This is a genomic window from Nocardia jiangsuensis (genome assembly GCF_042650385.1).
GTDB classification, from domain to species: Bacteria; Actinomycetota; Actinomycetes; order Mycobacteriales; family Mycobacteriaceae; genus Nocardia; species Nocardia jiangsuensis.
Window position 1 is genome coordinate 127786 of record NZ_JBHSAX010000007.1, and the last position, 20725, is coordinate 148510.

Consider the following 20725-nt stretch of genomic DNA (forward strand, 5'->3'; position numbering starts at 1 on the left):
GGGACGAGAGGAGCAAGGTGACGATCAGGGTCGGGGTACTCGGCGCGCAGGGAAAGGTCGGCCAGGCCATCTGCGCCGCGGTGCGGGCGGCGGATGACCTGGAGCTGGTCGCCACCGTCGACAAGGACGACGCGCTGACCGCCTTCACCGACGCGAACACCGAGGTCGTCGTCGACTTCACGCACCCCGATGTGGTGATGGGCAATCTGAAGTTCCTGGTCCAGCACGGGATCCACGCCGTGGTCGGGACCACCGGCTTCGATGACGGCCGGCTCGCCGAGGTGCGCGGCTGGCTCGCGGAGAGCCGGGAGACCGGCGTGCTGATCGCGCCGAACTTCGCCATCGGTGCGGTGCTCTGCATGCGCTTCGCCGAGCAGGCGGCGCGCTTCTTCGAGTCGGCCGAGGTGGTCGAGCTGCACCACCCGAACAAGGCGGACGCGCCGTCCGGCACCGCCTACCGCACCGCCGGGCTGATCGCCGAGGCCAGGGCGAAGGCCGGGGTCGGCCGCAGCCCGGACGCCACCAGCACCGAGCTGGACGGCGCGCGCGGCGCCGACGTCGACGGGGTGCGGGTGCACTCGGTGCGGCTCGCCGGGCTGGTCGCGCACCAGGAGGTGCTCTTCGGCACCCAGGGCGAGACGCTCACCATCCGGCACGACTCCATCGACCGGAACTCCTTCGCTCCCGGCGTGCTGCTCGGCGTGCGGAGCATCGCCGCCCGTCCCGGCCTCACCGTCGGGCTCGACCCGTTCCTGGATCTGTGACCGAATCCGCGCCGGCGCGCGAGGTGCTGAAGCGGGTCGCTTTCATCGCCGCGCTGGTGCTGGCGCTCGGCTTCTACTTCCTGCTGCTCGGCCGGATCGCGATCGAGCTGCTCACCTCCGGCGAGGTGGCGGCCGTCGCGATCGGCGTCGGCGTGCTGATCCTCCCGTTGCTCGGCCTCTGGATCGTGGTCGCCACCCTGCGCGCCGCGTTGGCGCACCAGCACCTGGCCCGCCGCATGCACGCCGAGGGGCGCGAGCTCGACACCGCCGACCTGCCGCGCCGCCCCTCCGGCCGGGTCGAGCGGGACGCGGCCGACGCGCTCTTCGCCCAGGTCAAAACCGAATGGGAGGCCGACCCGGACAACTGGCGCTCGTCCTACCGGCTGGCCCGCGCCTACGACCTGGCCGGCGACCGCTCCCGGGCCCGCGAGGTCATGCGCCGCGCCGTCGCCCTGGAACGCCTGGACCGGTGAGCCCGTGCCCCGCCTGCTGATCGTGCACCACACGCCGTCGCCGCACACCCACGAGATGTTCGAGGCGGTGCTGCGCGGCGCCACCGATCCCGAGATCGAAGGCGTCGAGGTCGTCCGCCGCCCCGCGCTCACCGTCGCCCCGGTCGACGTGCTCGAGGCCGACGGCTACCTGCTCGGCACCCCCGCCAACCTCGGCTACATGAGCGGCGCCCTGAAACACGCCTTCGACACCGTCTACTACCAGGCCCTCGACACCACGAGGGGCCGCCCCTTCGGCCTCTACCTGCACGGCAACGAGGGCACCGAGGGCGCGGTCCGCGCGATCGATGCGATCACCACCGGCCTCGGCTGGGTCAAGGCCGCCGAGCACGTCGTCGTCTCCGGCAAGCCGTCCAAGGCCGATCTCGAGCAGTGCTGGGAACTCGGCGGCACCATCGCCGCGCAACTGATGGTATGACCGCGCCCCCGATTCTGGTGGGCTGACTGCGCACCCCCGACCCGGCATACTTCCTGAGCGTGCTGTACACGACGGCCGGGATGGGAGTACCGAGGTGACCTGGGGCGAGGACGGCGCACCGGCCCGGCGGATCGGGCTGGTGGAGGACCACGAATCGGTGGCGATCGGCCTGGCGGCGATGCTGGCCCCCGAGCCCGACCTCGATCTGGTGCGCACCGCGGGCACCGTGGGCGAACTGCTCTCCGCGACGACGAATCTCGACCTCGCCGTGCTGGATCTGCGGCTCGCCGACGGCTCCGTGCCGGAGGACAACGTACGCGCGCTGCGCGGCCGGGGGATCGAGGTGCTGGTGTTCACCGGCGCCGACAATGCGTTCCTGGTGCGCTCCGCGGCGCGGGCCGGGGTGCTCGGCGTGCTGCGCAAGTCCGAGGACGTGCCGACCGTGGTGGCCGCGGTGCGCCGCGCGGCCTCCGGCGAGCAGGTGGTGACCACCGACTGGGCCGCCGCGATCGACGGCGATCCGCAGCTCTCCGACGTCGGGCTGAGCCCGCGCCAGGAGGAGGTGCTGATGCTCTACGCCTCCGGCGAGAAGGCCTCCCGGGTGGCCCGGCTGACCGGCCTCTCGGAGCAGACCGTCAACGACTACCTGGGCCGGATCCGGCAGAAGTACGCCGACGCCGGGCGCCCGGCGCCGACCAAGACCGACCTGTACAAACGCGCGGTGGAGGACGGTTGGCTCCCGATGCCCGAGCGCAACAGCAGGGCATGACCGCGGGCGCCGTCGCCGCCGCCGCTTCCGTCCGGGTGCCTGCTGGCCGCTGGGTCCGCGGGCTGCTCTCCATCGCGGCCGGCCCGGCCGCCGAGCCCGCCGCGGACCGGATCCTGCGCCGGCTCGGGCTCAGCGTCGGCATCGCCGGGGTGATCGTCGGGCTGGTCGAGCTGCCGGAGATCGCGGAGCAGAGCCGCGGCGCGGACCCGGGCCGGGTGCTGCTCACGGTGGTGCTGGCCTTCGGGCTGTTCCCGGTACTCGCGGTGGTGTCGGTGGCGATGAACCGCAGGGCGATCCAGCGCACGGCCGCCGCCGCCGCGGTGAGTTTCCTGCTGGCCGCGCTCATGGTGCCGAGCACCTACCCGGTGCTGCCCGCGGGGACGGAGCAGATCTGGCAGTACAAGGTGCTCGTGCTCGGTGTGCTGGTCGCGGCGCTGTCCTGGCGGCTCTCGCTCGCCGTCGGGTACCTGGTGCTCAGCTGCGTGCTGATCTCGGCGGCCAATGCCGCGGTGCTGCCCGAGGTCACCCCGGTGGCCTTCGTCAACGCGGTGGCCAGGTCGGGCGGGCTGGCCGCGCTCTTCGCCTGGTGCGTTATCTATGCGCGGGCCGCTGCGGCCAGGGTGGACCGCGAGTCCGCGCTGGAGAGCAGGCGCGCGGCCGCGGTGGCGGGCGCGGCGGCCAGGGAGCGGGAGCGCGCCCGCTTCGCCGCGCTCATCCACGACGCCGTGCTCTCCACACTGCTCGACGCCTCGCGCGGCGGCTGCACCGAGCCGAGCGTGCTGCACGAACAGGCTCAGCGCACGATCGCGCAGCTCGACGCGGTGCGCGGCGGCGGGATCGCGCCGGACCGGCTGGACGCGCAGTCCGCCATCGGGTTCCTGCGCTCGGCGGTGCACGAGGTGAACCCGGAGATCGAGTTCCGCGCGCAGCGCCCCGGCGTCGGCGGTGACCTGGACATGCCGCTGGAGGCGGCGGTGACACTGGCCGCCGCGCTCACCGAGGCGGCGCGGAACAGCCTGCGGCACGCCACCGTGCCCGGCCGCGCCGTGCACCGCACCGTCACCGTGACGATCGGCGCCGGCGGTATCCGCGTGGTGCTGCGGGACGACGGCGCCGGTTTCGACCCCTGCGCCGTACCACCGGACCGGCTCGGCGTGGCGGTGAGCATCCTCGGCCGGATGAGCAGGCTCCCCGGCGGCGCAGGCTTCGTCGAATCCCGCCGCGGCGAGGGCACCACCGTGACGCTGGTGTGGGGCAACGGTGGCTGACCGGGACATCGATTTCGCGCTGCGCGACCTGCTCGGCCTGCGCGACGGCGCCGCCTGGCTCTTCCTGGTCGGCTTCGAGGCCATCATCGTGCTCTACATGGTGCGCAACTTCGCCGGGTCGCCGCCGGTGCCCGCGCTGCTCGCCCTGCTCGCGCTGGCCGCCGCCGGGCTGCTGGTCCTGGTCATCCCGGTCGACCCGCTGCCGGCGAGCGCGACCGCGCTGGTGGTGCTCGCCGCCCCGCTCGCGGCCGTGCTCACCATGACCGGGCTCTCCGACCGCGGCGATACGCCGCAGGTCTCGACGGCCTTCGCCGCCTCGTACGTGCTGGCGCTGCTGGTGCTGCGCGGCCGGCTCGGCGCCGCCTGGATCGGGGTGGCGGCCACCGCCGGGGTGATCGCGGTGCTGGTCGCGGCGGAGGGGATGACCGGCGGCGCCTTCGTCGGCACCATCGTGCCGATCGGCACCGTGGCCGGGGTCTCGCTCTTCGCCGCCGTCATGCGCCCGACCCAGCGCTCGCTGCGCACCCTGCGCGAGGAGGCGACGCTGCGGGCCGCCGCCGAGGCGACCCTCGCCGCCGAGAACGGCGAGCGCGACCGGCAGCTCGCCCGGCTCGACCGGCTGGCCAGGCCGATGCTGGAGCGGATCGCCGCCGGCGCCGACCTGAACGGGCGGGACCGCGAGGAGTGCCGGCTGCTGGAGGCCGAGCTCAGGGACGGGCTGCGCGCCCCGCAGCTGGTCACCGACGACCTGAGCGCCGCCGCCCGGGGCGCGCGGGCGCGCGGGGTCGAGGTGGTGCTGCTGGACGACGGCGGCTTCGCCGGGGTACCGCAGTGGGTGCGCGAGCGGGTGGTCGACGCCGCCGCCGGCGAGCTGGACGCCGCCACCGACGGCACCGTCACCGTGCGGGTGCTACCCATGGGCCGTCGGGTGCTGGCCACCGTGCTCGCCGCCGCGGGTGCGGGGGACCGGCGGATCGAGATCGACGCGGCCGGTGACGTCCGGGTCTCCACCTGAGCTGTCGGACCCCCGTGGCATCCTGCGCAGCATGCGGACGATGAGTGCGGCCGTCGCGCGCCGGACGGCGCTGGCGGCCCAGGGGTTCGGGCGGCGCAAGCCCGCCGTCACCACCCGCAGGACGGTGCTCGATGTCCTGGCCAGAACCCAGCTGCTGCAGATCGATTCGGTCTCGGCGGTGGTCCGCGCGCACTACGCGCCGGTGTTCAGCCGGATCGGCGGCTACGACCGCTCGGTGCTGGACGACGCGGTCTGGCGGCACCGGGCGCGCACCCCGCGCCGGCTGGTGGAGTACTGGGCGCACGAAGCGGCGCTGATCCCGGTCGAGGACTGGCCGCTCTTCCGCTGGCGGATGGCGGAGTACGAGCACGGCCGCTGGGCCGGGATGCGCCGGGTGCTGGAGCGCAACCCGACCCTCGGCGCCGACATCGTCGACGTGCTCACCGAGGTCGGCGCCGCCACCGCCACCCAGATCGAGAAACACCTGGAGCTGGAGAAGCCGCGCCCGCGCGGCTCCTGGTGGGATCTCACCGACACCAAGACCATCTGCGAGCAGCTCTTCGCGGCGGGCACCGTCTCGGTGAGCCACCGCTCCGGCTTCACCAGGTACTACGACCTGGCCGAGCGGGTGATCCCGCCGGAGCTGCACGCCCGCGCGGTGCCGCGCGCGGAGGCGGTGCGCGAGCTGGTGCGCCGGGCCGCCACCGCGCTCGGCGTCGGCACCGAACCCGACCTGCGCGACTACTACCGCATGCAGCGCAAGCAGACCGAACCGGCCATCGCCGAGCTGGTCGACGCCGGTGAGCTGATCCCGGTCGCCGTCGAGGGCTGGGACCGCCCCGGCTACCTGCGCGCGGGCGCCCCCGCCCCGCGCCGGATCGAGGGCGCCGCGCTGCTCTGCCCGTTCGACCCGCTGGTCTTCTGCCGCCCGCGCACCGAGCGGATGTTCGGCTTCCACTACCGGATCGAGATCTACACCCCCGAGGCGAAGCGGGTGCACGGCTACTACGTCTTCCCGTTCCTGCTGGACGGGCAGCTGGTCGGCCGGGTCGACCTGCGCGCCGAGCGCGGCAACGGGCGGCTGCTGGTGCCCGCCGCCTTCGCCGAGCCCGGCCACGCCACCCCGTACACCGCGGCCGCGCTGGCCGGGTCGCTGCGCGAGATGGCCGACTGGCTGGAGCTGGACGACGTGGTGCTCGGCGACCGCGGCGACCTGATGCCGGAGCTGGCTCAGCTGTCGGCGCGCGGCTCCGGCTTGGCGCTCGGCCCGGTGCCGTAGCCGCCCCCGTAGCCGCGCATCTGCTCGCGCAGGGTGTTGCTGACCGCGTGCGAGAGCCAGGAGTTGAGCGACTGCCCGCTCTGCGCCGCGGCCTCCTCGGCGCGCGACTTCAACTGCTCGACCAAACGCAGCGTCACCCGGCTGATATCGCCGGTCATCTCCTCGAAGGTGGGCGGGGCTCCGGTGCCGTCCTCGGCGACCGGGCGCACGTCCACCGCGGCGTCCGCGCCGCGCACCGAGACGTGCACCGTGCGGTCGCCGAGCGCCGTGCTCACCTCGGCGGCCAGATCGGAGAGCGCGGCAAGCAGCATCAGCCGGGCCGAGCTCTCGACGGCGGTGGCCAGCGCCTCGGCGGTGGCGCGGGTCTTCTCGTCGCCGAGCGCGGCCGCGGCGACCAGGTCGGCGCGGAGGCGGGCGGTGTAGCTGTCGAGATCCATGACACCAGGATGGCGTCTCCGTGGTGTCGTGGCAAGGAATCAGTGACATCATTTGACGTCGTTATGGTGTCGGCGGAGTGGTGTGCGGCCGGTTCGCGCGTCCGGCGGCAGCGCGGCACACCGGCGGCCGGACGAGGGTGTCGAGCGGACAAGCGCGACCGGGTAGCCTTTCTCACCATGAGGAACGGTGAAACGACGCCCACCCCGCTCCGGGCGTCCGGCTCGGTCGGCGTCGCCATGGTGACCCCTTTCACGCCCGAGGGGAAGCTGGATGTCGACGCGGGTGTCGCGCTGGCGGCACACCTGGTCGACCGCGGCGTCGACCTGCTCGCCGTCTCCGGCACCACCGGCGAGTCGCCGACGACCACCGAGTCCGAGAAGGCCGATCTGCTGCGCGCCGTGGTCGATGCCGTCGGCGAGCGCGCCACCGTGATCGCGGGCGCGGGCACCTACGACACCGCGCACTCGATCCACCTGGCGCGCAACGCGCAGCGCGCGGGCGCCCACGGGTTGCTGGTCGTCACGCCCTACTACTCGCGGCCGTCCCAGGAGGGGCTGGTCGCGCACTTCACCGCCGTCGCCGACGCCACCGACCTGCCGGTCACGCTGTACGACATTCCGCCGCGCTCGGTGGTGCCGATCGCGTCGGACACCATCCGGGTGCTCGCCGAGCACCCGCGGATCGTCGCGCTGAAGGACGCCAAGGGCGACCTGAACATGGGTGCCGGGCTGATCGCGGAGACTGGGCTGGCCTGGTACTCCGGTGACGACGCGCTCAACCTGCCCTGGCTGTCGGTCGGCGCGGCCGGATTCATCAGCGTTATCGGGCACCTGGTGCCGGAGCGGCTGCGCGAACTGCTCACCGCCTACACGGCCGGTGACGTGGTGCGGGCCCGGCAGCTCAATGCCGATCTGATCGGGCTGAACAATGCCATGGCCCGCCTCGGCGGCGTGGCGATGACCAAGGGCGGGCTGCGCTTGCTCGGCGTGGACGTTGGCGAGCCGCGGTTGCCGCAGCTCATGCCATCCACCGCCCAACTCGACGAGCTGGCCGGCGATCTGCGGGCCGCGGGGGTACTTGTATGAGCCGACCACGGAGACGTTCCGCCAGCCGCACCGCGGGCCCGCCGCTTCCGGCGAGTGAGCAGCCGGTCGCCGAGAGCGCCGCTCCGGAGATCGACGCTGTAGCCGAAGCGGCGGCGGTGGTGGCCGAGGGTGATGCGACGAGTCGCGCCGCCACCGGCGCCGCGAGCACCGCATCGGCGAGCGGGGACGCCGCCGAGACGGTCGAGCGGGCAGACCGCTCGGGCGCCACGAGCCGCGACAGCGGCGCGCCCGCCGCCGAACCGGCGCGCGACAGCGGCCGGGGCGACCGGCAGGGCAACCGCCGGAACACGCGCGGCAGGCAGACCGGGCGCCGCTCGGAGCCGGCGCAGGACCAGCCGGTCGTCGCCGCGCAGGACCGGCTCGGCACGCCGCCCAAGGCCCCGCGCAACGGCCTGCGCGTCTTCGCGCTCGGCGGCATCGGCGAGATCGGCCGCAACATGACCGTCTTCGAGTTCGGCGGCAAGCTGCTGATCGTCGACTGCGGCGTGCTCTTCCCGGAAGACCAGCAGCCCGGCGTCGACCTGATCCTGCCCGACTTCCGGCCCATCGAGGACCGGATGGACGACGTGGTCGCGGTGGTGCTCACGCACGGCCACGAAGACCACATCGGTGCGGTGCCCTTCCTGCTCCGGCTGCGCCAGGACATCCCGGTGGTCGGCTCCCGCTTCACCCTCGCGCTGGTCGCCGCGAAGTGCCGCGAGCACCGGCTGCACCCGAAGCTGGTCGAGGTCACCGAGGGCCAGCACACCACGCACGGCCCGTTCGGCTGCGAGTACTTCGCCGTCAACCACTCCATCCCGGACGCGCTCGCGGTCGCCATCCGCACCCCGGCCGGCGTCGTGCTGCACACCGGCGACATCAAGCTGGACCAGCTCCCGCTGGACAACCGGCTCACCGACCTGGCCGGCTTCTCCCGGCTCGGCGACGAGGGCGTCGACCTCTTCCTGGTCGACTCCACCAACGCCGAGGTGCCCGGCTTCGTCACCCCGGAGCGCGAGATCGGCGGTGTGCTCGACACCGTCATCGGCAAGGCGCGCGGCCGGGTGATCGTCGCCTCGTTCGCCAGCCACGTGCACCGGATCCAGCAGGTCGTCGACGTGGCCCAGCGCTACGGCCGCCGGGTCTGCTTCGTCGGCCGCTCGATGGTCCGCAACATGCAGATCGCCCAGGATCTCGGCTATCTGACGGTGCCCTCCGGCGTCGAGATCACCATGGACGGTGCCGCGAGCCTGCCCGGCGACCGCCTGGTGCTGATCTCCACCGGCTCCCAGGGCGAGCCGCTGTCGGCGCTGTCCCGGATGGCCCGCGGCGACCACCGGCAGATCAACATCCGCGCCGACGACCTGGTGGTGCTGGCCTCCTCGCTCATCCCCGGCAACGAGAACTCGGTCTTCACCGTGGTGAACGGCCTGGCCCGGCTCGGCGCGACGGTGATCACCCAGCAGAACGCCAAGGTGCACGTCTCCGGCCACGCCTCGGCGGGCGAGCTGCTCTACCTCTACAACGCGGTGCGGCCGACCAACGCCATGCCGGTGCACGGCGAGTGGCGGCACCTGCGCGCCAACGCCGCGCTGGCGGTGGCGACCGGCGTGCCGGAGGAGCGGGTGGTGCTCGCCGAGGACGGCGTCGTCGTGGACCTGGTCGACGGCATCGCCTCGATCGTCGGCCGGGTGCCGGTCGGCCACGTCTACGTGGACGGCCTCTCCGTCGGCGACGTCGGCGAATCGACGCTGTCGGACCGGCTGGTGCTCGGCGAGGGCGGCTTCATCTCGATCACCGTCGCCATCGACCAGGACACCGGAAAGACGGTCAGCCCGCCGGAGCTCAGCGGCCGCGGCTTCTCCGACGACCCGAGCGCGCTCGCCAAGGCGGCCGAGCTGGTGGAGGCGGAGCTGCAGCGGCTGGCAGGCGAGGGCGTCACCGACACGCACCGGATCGCGCAGAGCGTGCGCCGGGTGGTCGGGCGCTGGGTTGCCGACGTCTACCGCCGTCGCCCGATGATCATCCCCACCGTCATCGGCGTCTGACTCACCGAGACGGACAGAGCCCGCCGGAGTGGATCTCCGGCGGGCTCTTCTCGTACTCCGGCTCAGCCCTCGCAGGCGGCCGATTCGATCTTCGCGCTCTTGACGACGTTGCAGGCGAAGGTGTTCGAGACCTTCCACTGCCCGCCCTCGGCGACGAACTCGATGAAGGCGTTCTGCACCGGGGTGCCGCCGATCGAGACGTCGGCGTCGGCCTTGACCTTGCCGCCGGCCGGCTCCTGCACGTTGGTCACCTGCACGGTGACGTTCTCCCGCTCGGCCGCGGCCACCAGGTTCTGCACCAGGTAGGGGTCCTGCTCGGCGTTCTGGATCCAGCTGATCTTCTCGGCGTTCGGCACCGCGGGATCGAAGGCCTTGGTGAGCCGGTCGTTCAGCTCGGCGACCGACGGTTTGGCCAGAACAGGCGCAGCCGCCGTGGTCGGCGCGGCGCCGGTCACCTTGGTGCCGTTGTCGCTGCCGCCCTGCGCCTGGCCGGCATCGGCGTCGCGGGTGGCGGTGGCGACGGTGCTGTCCGACGCCTTGTCGTCCGAGGAGCTGCTGCAGCCGACCGCGAGGGTGCAGGCGGCCGTGCTCAGGAGCACCGCAACGGCGGTGCGGAAAGGGTGCTTCACGGTGTTCCCCGTCAGTTGCTGTGGTTGGAGGTGCAGTTCCAGTGCACGATGGTGGCGTCGGAGTAGTTCTCGTTGAGCGCCAGCGACTGCGCGGAGCGGCGCGAGGCGCCGTAGGCCCAGCTCCAGGTGGCGGTGCGATCCGAGTAGGCGACGGCGCCGCAGCCGTTGGCGAACCACACCAGCGACTCGCAGTCCGCGGCGCCGCAGCTGGTCAGCGCCTTCGCGGTGGCGTGGTCGACATCGGCGTAGTCGTACGAGTAGCCGATCAGCCCGGTGGAGGGAGAGAGTGCGATGGCGCCGTAGTAGGACCGCACGGCATGTGCGGAGGGAGCGCCGAGCGTCAGCGCGGAACCGACCGCGGCGGCGACGGCGACGCCGGAGACGAGTTTTTTCACGGGGGAGTTGCCCTTCTGTCCGGGAGATCCACGACCCGATGGACCGAAGCAACAAAATACACAGTGCGGCGCGCGCTGGGTATCTTCGGCAGGATGAGCATGGCACAGAAGGAACGCCGCGAACTGGTGACGACGATGGCGGCCGCCGGTCCGGAGGCACCGACGCTCTGCGGCAGCTGGAGCGTCCGCGATCTCGCCGCGCACCTGGTGGTGCGGGAGCGCAGACCGGACGCCGCGCCCGGGATCATGATCAAGGCACTGGCGCCGCGGCTGGAGCGGGTGCAGGCGCGCGCCGCCGAGCGCCCGTTCCCCGAGCTGCTGGAGGAGGTGCGCACCGGCCCGCCGTGGTGGTCGCCGCTCAAGCCGATCGACGCCGTCGCCAACCTCGCCGAGTACTTCGTGCACCACGAGGACGTACGCCGCGGGGGCGAGACGTGGGAGCCGCGCGAACTCCCCGGCGACGAGCAGCGGCAGCTCTGGAAGACGGTACGGCGCATGGGGAAGATGGCCTACCGGAAGTCACCGGCGCCGATCGTGCTGCGCACTCCGGACGGGGACGAGGCGCGGATCGGCTCCGGTCCCGGGGAGCCGGTCGTCCTGCTCGGCGCGCCCGCGGAGCTGCTGCTGCACGCCTTCGGGCGCGACAAGGTGCGAATCGAGACCTCCGGTCCCGAGGACTCGGTTCGCGCGGTCCTGGCGCTGGACCGCTCCCTCTAGGCGGCGAACCGCCTCGTGACCGGCCCGCGAGACGCGCGGGAACAGTGTTGCGGATGGTTTCCGCGGGGCATTTGGGGCTAGCCTGGGGCCATGGCAGGTAAGCCCCGCAGCACCACGTCGGCTCGGCCGCGCGCGGGATCGGCGCGGGGGCGGGCTCCCCGGACCGGTTCCGCACCCGCCGCTTCCGGGGTGCCGCGGGCCGCCGCGCCCGCCCCGAGGGCACGCGGCGCGGCGCGCGCGGGCGCCACCGCTCGGGCCGGGGCAACCGCGCGCGCGGGCGCCGTCCGCCGCCCCGCCCGGCGTCCGGCCGGGGCCCGCTCGAACACCGCACCGCTCGCCGTCCTCACCCGGGCGATCACCGGCGGCTGGTCCATGCTGGCGCGCGGCGTCGGCGCCGCCACCCGCACGGTGAGCAGGGCGGGCGATATCGACAACGGCCACCGGCGCGACGGCATCGCGCTGGGGCTGCTCGCCTTCGCGGCCGTGGTGGCCGCCGCCGTCTGGCTCTCCGCGGGCGGCCCGGTCGGCCGCTGGGTGGAGACGGTGATCCGCGCGGTCGGCGGCTCCGCCTCCGCCGCGGTCCCGTTCGCCGCGGCGGCCGTCGCGGTGATCCTCATGCGCACCGAGGCGCGCCCGGAGATCCGGCCCCGCCTGGTCCTCGGCGGGCTGATGGTCGGGCTGCCCTTCCTCGGCCTCTGGCACCTCGCCGCGGGCGCCCCCACCGACGCACACGGCCGCTCCAGGGCCGCCGGCTTCCTCGGCTTCGTGACCGGAGGCCCGCTCGGCCAGGGACTCACCCCGTGGCTGGCCGCCCCGATCCTGGTTCTCTGCATCGCCTTCGGCGTGCTGCTGCTCACCGGCATCACCGTGCGCGAGGTGCCCGATGTGCTCCGCCGGTACTTCGGCACCCAGTCCGGCGGCGACGAGTACACCGACTACGACGCCGCGCACCCGTTCGACACCGGCTACGGCACGCTCGACCCGCCCGGCTACGACGACCCACCCGCGCGCCCGCGCCGCCGCCGCGGCCGCACCCCGGCCGAGAACTACCCCACCGACGAGTTTCCCGGCTCCTCCTCGCCCACCGAGCTGCTCGGCGAGCCGCCGCTGCGCGACGCCAAGCCGATCGACCCGCCGTTCGCCCCGGAGCCCGAGCCCGCCCCGCGGCCGGCCCGCAAGCGCGCGGCCCCGAAGCCGGTCGACCAGACCCCGCCGCCGCCCGCCGAGCCGGAGTTCGTCACCGACCGGGTGATCGAGGGCGACTACACGCTGCCGCCGCTCTCCCTGCTCACCGACGGCGACCCACCCAAGAAGCGCAGCGCCGCCAACGAATCGATGATCGAGGCGATCACCGAGGTGCTGGTGCAGTTCAAGATCGACGCGGCGGTCACCGGCTTCGTCCGCGGCCCGACGGTCACCCGGTACGAGGTGGAGCTCGGCCCCGGCGTGAAGGTCGAGAAGATCACCGCGCTGGCCAGGAACATCGCCTACGCGGTCGCGACCGAGAACGTCCGGCTGCTCGCGCCGATCCCCGGCAAGTCCGCGGTCGGCATCGAGGTGCCGAACTCCGACCGCGAGCTGGTCCGGCTGGCCGACGTGCTCAAGGCGGGCTCCACCCGCAGCGACCACCACCCGCTGGTGATCGGGCTCGGCAAGAACATCGAGGGCGAGTTCGTCTCGGCGAATCTGGCCAAGATGCCGCACCTGCTCGTCGCCGGCTCCACCGGCTCCGGCAAGTCGAGCTTCGTGAACTCCATGCTGGTCTCGCTGCTGCAGCGGGCGACGCCGGACGAGGTGCGGCTGATCCTGATCGACCCGAAGATGGTCGAGCTCACCCCCTACGAGGGCATCCCGCACCTGATCACGCCGATCATCACCCAGCCGAAGAAGGCCGCGGCCGCGCTGGCCTGGCTGGTCGAGGAGATGGAGCAGCGCTACCAGGACATGCAGGCCAGCAAGGTGCGGCACATCGACGACTTCAACCGCAAGGTGAAGTCCGGTGCGATCACCACCCCGCTCGGCAGCGAGCGGGTGTACCGGCCGTACCCGTACATCCTCGCCATCGTGGACGAGCTCGCCGACCTGATGATGACCGCCCCGCGCGACGTCGAGGAGGCGATCGTCCGGATCACCCAGAAGGCGCGCGCGGCAGGCATCCACCTGGTGCTTGCCACCCAGCGGCCCTCGGTGGACGTGGTCACCGGCCTGATCAAGACCAACGTGCCCTCCCGGCTCGCCTTCGCGACCTCCTCGCTCACCGACTCGCGCGTCATCCTGGACCAGCCGGGTGCGGAGAAGCTGATCGGCATGGGCGACGGGCTCTTCCTGCCGATGGGCGCGGGCAAGCCGACCCGGCTGCAGGGCGCCTACATCTCCGACGAGGAGATCTACGCCGTCGTCGAGTTCGCCAAGAACCAGGCCGAGCCGGAGTACACCGAGGGCGTCACCGCGGCGAAGGCGGGCGAGAAGAAGGAGGTCGATGCCGATATCGGCGACGACCTCGACGTGCTGCTGCAGGCGGTGGAGCTGGTCGTGACCTCGCAGTTCGGCTCCACCTCGATGCTGCAGCGCAAGCTGCGGGTCGGCTTCGCCAAGGCGGGCAGGCTGATGGATCTCATGGAGACCCGCGGCGTCGTCGGGCCGAGCGAGGGCTCCAAGGCCAGGGACGTGCTGGTCAAGCCGGACGAGCTGGACGGCGTGCTGCTGTCGATCCGCGGCGGCGGCGATCCGGAGCCCGCCGACGCGGACTGAGGTGTACCGTCCGATGTGACGAAGCACCCGGTTCCGTTCCCCTGCGGCAAACCTCGGACAATTCGGGCATGCTGGGTGCCATGACCGCCGCAGCCGTCGACAGGACCCGCGCATGCAGGTGACCGGACTCGTATGGGTGATCACCATCGCGGTGATCCTGGGATTGTTCGTCTTCGACTTCTTCGCGCACGTGCGCACACCGCACGAGCCGAGCTTCAAGGAATCCGGCTCGTGGTCCGCCGTCTACATCGGGATCGCGCTGCTCTTCGGCGGCTTCGTCGCCTGGCAGTGGGGCGGCACCTACGCCGGTGAGTACTACGCGGGCTTCGTCACCGAGAAGGCGCTCTCGGTGGACAACCTGTTCGTCTTCCTGATCATCATGAGCACCTTCGCGGTGCCGCGGAAGTACCAGCAGAAGGTGCTGCTCATCGGCATCGTGCTCGCGCTGGTGATGCGCGGCGGCTTCATCGCCGTCGGCGCCGCCGCGATCAGCGCCTTCAGCTGGGTGTTCTACCTGTTCGGCGCCTTCCTGATCTACACCGCCGTGAAGCTGCTCAAGGACAGCGGGCACGAGGTGGAGGTCGAGGAGAAGCGCGACTCGCTGATCGTCCGGCTCACCAAGAAGGTGGTTCCGACCACCGACGAGTACCACGGCGACAAGCTGCTCGCCCGGATCGACGGCAAGCGCGTGGTCACCCCGATGCTGATGGCGCTGCTCGCCATCGGCTTCGCCGACCTGCTCTTCGCGCTCGACTCCATCCCGGCGATCTACGGCCTCACCGAGCAGCCGTACCTGGTCTTCACCGCCAACGCCTTCGCGCTCATGGGGCTGCGCCAGCTCTATTTCCTGATCGGCGGGCTGCTGGACCGGCTCGTCTACCTCTCCTACGGTCTCGCCGCCATCCTGGCGTTCATCGGCGTCAAGCTGGTGCTGCACGCGCTGCACGAGAACACGCTCGGCTTCGTCAACGGCGGTGAGCACGTCTCGGTCCCCGAGATCTCCACCCCGCTCTCGCTCTCGGTGATCATCGGCATCCTCGTGGTCGCCACCGTCGCCAGCCTCCTCCGCACCCGTGGCTCCGCGAGGCCGCACACGGCGGAACCGGAGCCGGTGGAACCGAAGTAGCCGCTCGAGCGGGCCGAAGCAACCCCATCAGGGGTGCGGGGGCGGCACACCGTCGGGTGTGCCCCCCCCGCCGCACTCCGCGTCGGACGCGAGATTCAGTCGGAGAACGCCCCGAGTACCGGCAACCACTCGGCGACGCGCACCGCGTCGATCAGCTCCTCGCGGGCGAAGGGATCGCGCTCGAGCAGATCACCCAGCTCCGATTCGGACTCGGTGCGGAAGATGAGCAGGGCCCCCGACCCGTCGGGGTACGGCCCGCTGGTCAGCAGCGTCCCGGCGTCGACCAGCGATCCCAGCCAGTTCCGATGCTCCGCGCGATGAACATCGCGCCCCGGCACGGTGCCGTCTGAGTAGGTGTAGTGCACGGCGAAGGTGGGCACGAGCGGTCTCCTCAATCCAAGGTCAGCAGCATCCGAGTATTGCCGAGCGTGTTCGGCTTCACGTAGCTGAGGTCGAGGAATTCGGCCACGCCGGTGTCGTACGAGCGGCACATCTCCGCGTACACCTCGGCGGTCACCGGCGTGCCGTGGATCTCCACGAATCCGTGCCCGGCGAAGAACGGCACCTCGAAGGTGAGCACGAACACCCGGTGCAGCCCCAGCTCCCGGGCCACCTCGACCAGCCGGCGCACGATGAGCTTGCCCACACCGTGGCCCTTCACGCTCGGGTGCACCGCCACCGTGCGCACCTCGCCCAGATCCGCCCACAGCACGTGCAGCGCCCCGCAGCCGACGAGCCTGCCGTCCAGCTCCGCCACCCAGAATTCCTGGACCGCCTCGTACAGCGTCACCAGGTTCTTCTCCAGCAGGATGCGGCCCGCGTACACGTCGATGAGCCCCTTGATTCCCGGCACGTCCGCGGTGCGGGCTCGGCGCACCACCACGGCGGAAGCGGGCGCGCCGGGGGGCGCGACGGAGTTCGCGTCGCTGGTGGAAGCACCGACCGGTGCCCGAGAAGTCATGGGGTGAACAGTAGCGGGGGCGGTTACCGATAGGCTGATCCTGTGCCGTGCATCCGACCCGTCCGCTCCCGGTATCGCCGAGTGCGATCCGCGGGCCGGGGGCTGTCGTGAGCGCGCAGCCCGAGGAGATCGACCGGGGGTGGAGCACCCCCGTCGTCGGCCCCGGCTATCAGCGCGCGCCGCAGGAGGGCCACGTGCCGCACGAGCCCGCCGTGCCGCTGATGAACATCGCGAACATGCTCACCATGCTGCGGATCGCGATCGTCCCGCTGTTCGTGCTCGCGCTCTTCGCCGCGGACGGCCACGACACCGGCTGGCGGATCGGCGCCACCGTCCTGTTCGCGGTCGCCGCCATCACCGACCGCTTCGACGGGCAGCTGGCCCGCAAGTACGGCCTGGTCACCGATTTCGGCAAGCTCGCCGACCCGATCGCGGACAAAGCGCTGGTCGGCGCCGCGCTCATCGGCCTCTCCATGCTCGGCGACCTGGCCTGGTGGATCACCATCGTGATCTGCGCACGGGAGATCGGCATCACGCTGCTCCGGCTGGTCGTGGTCCGGCGCGGGGTGATCCCGGCCGGGCGCGGCGGCAAGCTCAAGACGCTGGTGCAGACGCTGGCGATCGGCGTGCTGCTGCTTCCGCTCAGCGGCGGCTTCGAGACCGCGGGCATGGCGCTGATGTACCTGGCGCTGGTACTCACCGTCGCCACCGGGCTGGACTACGTGGGCCAGGCGGTCCGGGTCTGGCTGGCCGGGCCGGGGCGGGCCAAGGAATCGTGACGGCCGACCCGCTGGCCGTGGCCGGTGCCGCCGAGCTGGTCGCCGCGCTGCGCGAGGCGGGGCAGACCGTCGCCGCCGCCGAATCGCTGACCGCGGGGCTCTTCACCGCCGCCCTCGCCGGCGTGCCCGGCGCGAGCACGGTGCTGCGCGGCGGGCTCGTGGTCTATGCCACCGACCTCAAGCACACCCTCGCCGGCGTCGACGCCGAGCTGCTCGCCGGGCTCGGCCCGGTCGCCGCGGGCACCGCCGAGCAACTCGCGGTCGGCGCCCGCACCCGCTGCGGCGCGGACTGGGGCGTCGGCCTCACCGGGGTCGCCGGGCCGGACCCGCAGGGCGGGCAGCCGGTCGGCACCGTCTTCCTCGCCGTCGCCGGCGCCGGGCACATCACCACCCAGCGGTTGAAACTCGCCGGTGACCGGTGGACGATCAGAATCGGTGCGACGCGCGCGGCGGTCGAGGAGTTGCTGCGCACCGTGCGCGCCGCCGAGCGGCCCTGACGCCGGTCCCGGGAAACCAGCGGTGACCCGGGAGAACCCGGACCCGCGGTGGAGGGAATCCGGCTGTGAAATCCGGGTGAACCCGGAGCGAACGCGGGAACCGATCGGCGCCGCGGCGCGTTGTGCCAGAGAACGGTGTGCGCCGGAGGTCCGGCCGCGCCGCCACCGGCCCGCGAGCCGCGCGGGGAGTGGCGGCCGGTGTGCGAGGAAGAGGAGTACGACATGACGCTGCTGCGAGAGGCGATCGGGGACAGTCTGCGGCGTGCGCGTCTCGCGCAGCACCGCACCCTGCGCGAAGTGTCCACCTCGGCCCGGGTCAGCCTCGGCTACCTCTCCGAGGTCGAGCGCGGGCGCAAGGAGGCATCCAGCGAACTGCTGGCCGCCATCTGCTCGGCGCTCGACGTGCCGCTCTCCCGGGTGCTCTGGGACGTGAGCACGATCATGGCCGATGCCGACGGGTTCGGGCCGCTCGGCGAGCTGGAGCCGGTGCTGGCCGGCGCCCCCGCCGAGCCGGGGCGCGAGCAGGCGCCCGACCGGAGCACCGAACCGGCGGGCTTCACCGACGCGGGTGCCGAGCGCGGCGCCGGGTCGGAGCCCGCGGCGGCCCCGGCCGGCGCCACCATGTCGGCCACGCGCGCCGCACCCGACGACCCGCCCGCGTGGCAGGCACCGGACGAGGCGGTCCCGGTTCCGGCCGGGATCGGCACCGGCCCGGACGCGGTCGGCGCGCCGGACGCCGCCGACCTCCCCGGCGCGGATGCGATCGTGCCGGGCAGCGTGGTGATGACGCCGGGGGCGGGCCGCCCGCTCCCGGTGGAGACCAGGATCGTGATCCCGGCGCCGCGCGGCGACACCCTCGCGCTGGTGAACAGCTGGTGATCGGCGCCGCACCCTGCGCGCGGCCCCGATCTGCGACTAGATTCGGTGTGCCCGGTCGCGGTGGATCCGGGTGCCACATGGTGGAGGATAGAAACCGACAACGGGTGCGTGACGGTCGCGCACCGCAGCCGCGTCGCGACGTGGCGCGTCAGATGGAGGCGGGATCAACCGATGGCTAATCCGTTCGCGAAGGCCTGGAAGTACCTGATGGCCCTCTTCGACTCCAAGATCGAGGAGCACGCCGACCCCAAGGTCCAGATTCAGCAGGCGATCGAGGAGGCCCAGCGGCAGCACCAGGCGCTCTCGCAGCAGGCCGCATCGGTGATCGGCAACCAGCGCCAGCTGGAGATGAAGCTGAACCGGCAGCTCGACGAGGTCGAGAAGCTGAACGCCAATGCGCGGCAGGCCGTTCTGCTCGCCGACCAGGCCATCGCGGCGGGCGACGCCGAGAAGGGCGTGCAGTACACCAACGCCGCCGAGGCGTTCGCCGCCCAGCTGGTCACCGCCGAGCAGTCGGTGGAGGATCTCAAGGTGCTGCACGACCAGTCGCTGCAGGCGGCCGCGCAGGCCAAGAAGGCGGTCGAGCAGAACGCCATGCTGCTGCAGCAGAAGGTCGCCGAGCGCACCAAGCTGCTCAGCCAGCTGGAGCAGGCCAAGATGCAGGAGCAGGTCTCGGCCTCGCTGCAGCAGATGGACTCCACGCTCTCCGCCCCGGGCAGCACCCCGAGCCTGGACGCCGTGCGGGAGAAGATCGAGCGCCGCTACGCCAACGCGCTCGGCGCCGCCGAGCTCGCGCAGAACACGGTGCAGGGCCGGATGCTCGAGGTGCAGCAGGCCAGTGTCCAGATGGCGGGGCACAGCAAGCTGGAGCAGATCCGCGCCTCCATGCGCGGCGAGTCGCTGCCCGCGGGCGGCGCCGCACCCGCCGTCGGCCAGGGCCAGTCGCAGCCCAACCCGGCCGTGCAGCAGGCCGACCTGAACAAGGGGCAGACCGCCCAGCAGTGAGTGCGCACCGGCCCGGCCGGTGCGGTTCGACCGAGAAGGGGAGGCCAGCCCGATGAGCCGCCAGCAGCCCGAGCCGGGACCGACGTGGCTCGGCCGCGCGAAAACCACCGCCGTGCAGCAGGTCCCGGCGCCCGCGGCGGCGACGCTGCGGGATATCGGCGAGAACGCGCTGGTGGCGGTGCGCCGCTGGGCCGACCCGAGGGAGCGCGAGCTGCGCAGGCGGCGCCGGGCCCGGCGCACCAGCCTGCGGCTCGGCACCGCGGGCGGGCTCACCACCGTCGGCGCGGTCGGGCTGATCGTGCTCTCCGCGCCGGTCTGGGCCGTGGTGGTGCTCGGTGGCGGCGCGGTCGCGCTGGTCACCGGTGGCGCGATCAGCGCGCGGCGCTACCTGCAACTGCGGCAGCTCCCGCTGCCGCAGGCCGCCTACCGGCCGCGCAAACTGCCGCCGCTGCGCTCCGCCGCCCGCACCGCCGCGGGCAGGCTGGACCGGGCCGAGCGGGCCATGCACGCACTGGTCACCCAGATCGCGCGCACCGGAAGGCTTCCGTCGGACGAGCTCGCCGACCTGCGCGAGACCGCGGGCTCCGGCGCCGCGGCGCTCGCCGCGCTGATCACCGACGTGCAGGCGATGGAGCAGGCCGCCGACGCCATCGGCCAGGCCAACCCCGCGACCGCCGGTTCGCTGCGCGAGACCGTCCGCGCCGCGGTCACCCGGCTGGACGCCGGGGTGGCGGAGTACGAGCAGCTGGTCGCCGCCGCCGGCGGGTTGCTCGCGGTGCCGGAAACCGGTGTCGTGCACTACAATTTCGACCTCATCGTGGCCGACCTCAGGCACGCCGCCGACCGCCTGGACGGCTGGGCGCAGGCACTCACCGAACTCGCCGACGACGGCCGCGCCCCCCTTCCGCCGCACGGTCGGTAGCGCATTCCGGCGCGGCTACCGGGCAGCGAGCGGCGGGGGTGTGTAATGTCCTGTCTCCGAACGGTTCTGGCAGAAGGACAGGGAAACTATGGCGCAGCGGGTGGTCGTGACGACGGTCGACGATTTCGACGGGGAGTCGGCGGCCGACGAGACCATCGTGTTCGGTCTCGACGGAGTCACCTACGAGATCGACCTGTCGTCGGCGAACGCCGAGCGGCTGCGCGCCGAGCTCGCGGAGTGGGTGCGGCACGCCCGCCGGGTCGGCGGGCGCCGCCGACGGGCGGGCGAGCAGCCCGCCGCCGGACGGGCGGGCGAGGACGCCACCGCCATTCGGCGCTGGGCCAGGGAGAACGGTTTCGACATCTCCTCGCGCGGCCGGGTGCCGGACGAGGTGGTCACGGCCTACCGGACGGCGCATCCCGCGCACTCCTGACAACGCCGCGGAGTAGGTATCCTCCAGCGTGGGAG

General features: G+C 72.8%; 22 protein-coding genes and 1 pseudogene. 18 read left to right on the forward strand and 5 right to left on the reverse strand.

The features are described from left to right. Window positions 1-17 precede the first annotated feature (17 nt). From dapB to ACFO0B_RS08325, 7 genes are all read left to right on the forward strand, one after another. The gene (dapB, locus tag ACFO0B_RS08295) at window positions 18-764 is read left to right on the forward strand and encodes a 4-hydroxy-tetrahydrodipicolinate reductase (RefSeq protein ID WP_378611737.1); all 747 of its coding nucleotides are present in this window, start codon (window positions 18-20) and stop codon (window positions 762-764) included. Beyond that, the gene (locus ACFO0B_RS08300) at window positions 761-1237 is read left to right on the forward strand and encodes a hypothetical protein (protein ID WP_378611738.1); all 477 of its coding nucleotides are present in this window, start codon (window positions 761-763) and stop codon (window positions 1235-1237) included. The genes dapB and ACFO0B_RS08300 overlap by 4 nt, the downstream gene beginning before the upstream one ends. A 55-nt stretch (window positions 1238-1292) precedes the next feature. Beyond that, window positions 1293-1694 carry a flavodoxin family protein gene (locus ACFO0B_RS08305; RefSeq protein WP_378611885.1) on the forward strand — a complete coding sequence of 134 codons (402 nt, stop codon included), beginning with the start codon at window positions 1293-1295 and terminating at the stop codon, window positions 1692-1694. A 94-nt stretch (window positions 1695-1788) separates the two neighbouring features. After that, window positions 1789-2463: a response regulator transcription factor gene (locus ACFO0B_RS08310; RefSeq protein ID WP_378611739.1), complete on the forward strand. Its 675-nt coding sequence runs from the start codon at window positions 1789-1791 to the stop codon at window positions 2461-2463. Continuing rightward, on the forward strand, window positions 2460-3731 hold the full coding sequence (locus ACFO0B_RS08315; protein WP_378611740.1) for an ATP-binding protein: 1272 nt from the start codon (window positions 2460-2462) through the stop codon (window positions 3729-3731). The genes ACFO0B_RS08310 and ACFO0B_RS08315 overlap by 4 nt, the downstream gene beginning before the upstream one ends. Next, window positions 3724-4746: a hypothetical protein gene (locus ACFO0B_RS08320; RefSeq protein WP_378611741.1), complete on the forward strand. Its 1023-nt coding sequence runs from the start codon at window positions 3724-3726 to the stop codon at window positions 4744-4746. Before ACFO0B_RS08315 ends, ACFO0B_RS08320 begins: the two co-directional genes overlap by 8 nt. Window positions 4747-4777: 31 nt before the next feature. Beyond that, window positions 4778-6025, forward strand: coding sequence for a winged helix-turn-helix domain-containing protein (locus ACFO0B_RS08325; protein WP_378611742.1), 1248 nt, complete (start codon window positions 4778-4780; stop codon window positions 6023-6025). Here ACFO0B_RS08325 and ACFO0B_RS08330 read toward each other — a convergent pair. Next, window positions 5977-6462: a hypothetical protein gene (locus ACFO0B_RS08330; RefSeq protein WP_378611743.1), complete on the reverse strand. Its 486-nt coding sequence runs from the start codon at window positions 6460-6462 to the stop codon at window positions 5977-5979. The two genes, ACFO0B_RS08325 and ACFO0B_RS08330, sit on opposite strands and share 49 nt — an antisense overlap. 177 nt (window positions 6463-6639) lie before the next feature. Here ACFO0B_RS08330 and dapA point away from each other — a divergent pair, with 177 nt between their 5' ends. Together dapA and ACFO0B_RS08340 are read left to right on the forward strand one after the other, a co-directional pair. Continuing rightward, window positions 6640-7548 (forward strand): 4-hydroxy-tetrahydrodipicolinate synthase, encoded by a 909-nt coding sequence (gene dapA / locus ACFO0B_RS08335; protein WP_378611744.1) that lies wholly within the window; start codon window positions 6640-6642, stop codon window positions 7546-7548. Further along, window positions 7545-9596 (forward strand): ribonuclease J, encoded by a 2052-nt coding sequence (locus tag ACFO0B_RS08340; protein ID WP_378611745.1) that lies wholly within the window; start codon window positions 7545-7547, stop codon window positions 9594-9596. Before dapA ends, ACFO0B_RS08340 begins: the two co-directional genes overlap by 4 nt. A gap of 62 nt (window positions 9597-9658) precedes the next feature. Here the strand turns inward: ACFO0B_RS08340 and ACFO0B_RS08345 are convergent, their stop codons facing one another. Together ACFO0B_RS08345 and ACFO0B_RS08350 are read right to left on the reverse strand one after the other, a co-directional pair. Beyond that, on the reverse strand, window positions 9659-10225 hold the full coding sequence (locus tag ACFO0B_RS08345) for a hypothetical protein (RefSeq protein WP_378611746.1): 567 nt from the start codon (window positions 10223-10225) through the stop codon (window positions 9659-9661). Window positions 10226-10236: 11 nt separating this feature from the next. Next, the gene (locus ACFO0B_RS08350) at window positions 10237-10620 is read right to left on the reverse strand and encodes a DUF4189 domain-containing protein (RefSeq protein ID WP_378611747.1); all 384 of its coding nucleotides are present in this window, start codon (window positions 10618-10620) and stop codon (window positions 10237-10239) included. Window positions 10621-10713: 93 nt separating this feature from the next. Here ACFO0B_RS08350 and ACFO0B_RS08355 point away from each other — a divergent pair, with 93 nt between their 5' ends. From ACFO0B_RS08355 to ACFO0B_RS08365, 3 genes are all read left to right on the forward strand, one after another. Further along, window positions 10714-11337: a TIGR03085 family metal-binding protein gene (locus ACFO0B_RS08355; protein ID WP_378611748.1), complete on the forward strand. Its 624-nt coding sequence runs from the start codon at window positions 10714-10716 to the stop codon at window positions 11335-11337. A gap of 90 nt (window positions 11338-11427) precedes the next feature. Beyond that, window positions 11428-14088, forward strand: coding sequence for a DNA translocase FtsK (locus ACFO0B_RS08360; protein WP_378611749.1), 2661 nt, complete (start codon window positions 11428-11430; stop codon window positions 14086-14088). 112 nt (window positions 14089-14200) lie between these two features. Next, the gene (locus ACFO0B_RS08365) at window positions 14201-15214 is read left to right on the forward strand and encodes a TerC family protein (RefSeq protein ID WP_378611750.1); all 1014 of its coding nucleotides are present in this window, start codon (window positions 14201-14203) and stop codon (window positions 15212-15214) included. Between the two features lie 95 nt (window positions 15215-15309). Here the strand turns inward: ACFO0B_RS08365 and ACFO0B_RS08370 are convergent, their stop codons facing one another. Further along, a complete protein-coding gene (locus ACFO0B_RS08370; protein WP_378611751.1) occupies window positions 15310-15594 on the reverse strand; it encodes a YciI family protein in 285 nt (94 codons plus the stop codon). Window positions 15595-15605: 11 nt separating this feature from the next. After that, a complete protein-coding gene (locus ACFO0B_RS08375) occupies window positions 15606-16175 on the reverse strand; it encodes an amino-acid N-acetyltransferase (RefSeq protein WP_378611752.1) in 570 nt (189 codons plus the stop codon). 221 nt (window positions 16176-16396) lie between these two features. On the opposite strand from ACFO0B_RS08375, the gene pgsA reads away from it, so the two are divergent. The 6 genes and pseudogenes from pgsA to ACFO0B_RS08405 all read left to right on the forward strand — a co-directional run bounded on the left by pgsA (window position 16397) and on the right by ACFO0B_RS08405 (window position 20690). Next, entirely contained in the window at window positions 16397-16954 is a 558-nt protein-coding gene (gene pgsA, locus ACFO0B_RS08380) for a CDP-diacylglycerol--glycerol-3-phosphate 3-phosphatidyltransferase (protein ID WP_378611886.1), read from the forward strand. Next, complete coding sequence (locus ACFO0B_RS08385; RefSeq protein WP_378611753.1) at window positions 16951-17451, forward strand: CinA family protein; 501 nt, start codon at window positions 16951-16953, stop codon at window positions 17449-17451. Before pgsA ends, ACFO0B_RS08385 begins: the two co-directional genes overlap by 4 nt. A gap of 222 nt (window positions 17452-17673) precedes the next feature. Next, window positions 17674-17893, forward strand: a pseudogene (locus ACFO0B_RS08390) (helix-turn-helix domain-containing protein); the annotation flags it as partial. A gap of 608 nt (window positions 17894-18501) precedes the next feature. After that, the gene (locus tag ACFO0B_RS08395; RefSeq protein ID WP_378611754.1) at window positions 18502-19335 is read left to right on the forward strand and encodes a PspA/IM30 family protein; all 834 of its coding nucleotides are present in this window, start codon (window positions 18502-18504) and stop codon (window positions 19333-19335) included. A 52-nt stretch (window positions 19336-19387) separates the two neighbouring features. Further along, window positions 19388-20257 carry a phage shock envelope stress response protein PspM gene (gene pspM, locus ACFO0B_RS08400; RefSeq protein ID WP_378611755.1) on the forward strand — a complete coding sequence of 290 codons (870 nt, stop codon included), beginning with the start codon at window positions 19388-19390 and terminating at the stop codon, window positions 20255-20257. Window positions 20258-20345: 88 nt separating this feature from the next. After that, a complete protein-coding gene (locus ACFO0B_RS08405) occupies window positions 20346-20690 on the forward strand; it encodes a histone-like nucleoid-structuring protein Lsr2 (RefSeq protein ID WP_378611756.1) in 345 nt (114 codons plus the stop codon). Window positions 20691-20725 lie beyond the last annotated feature (35 nt).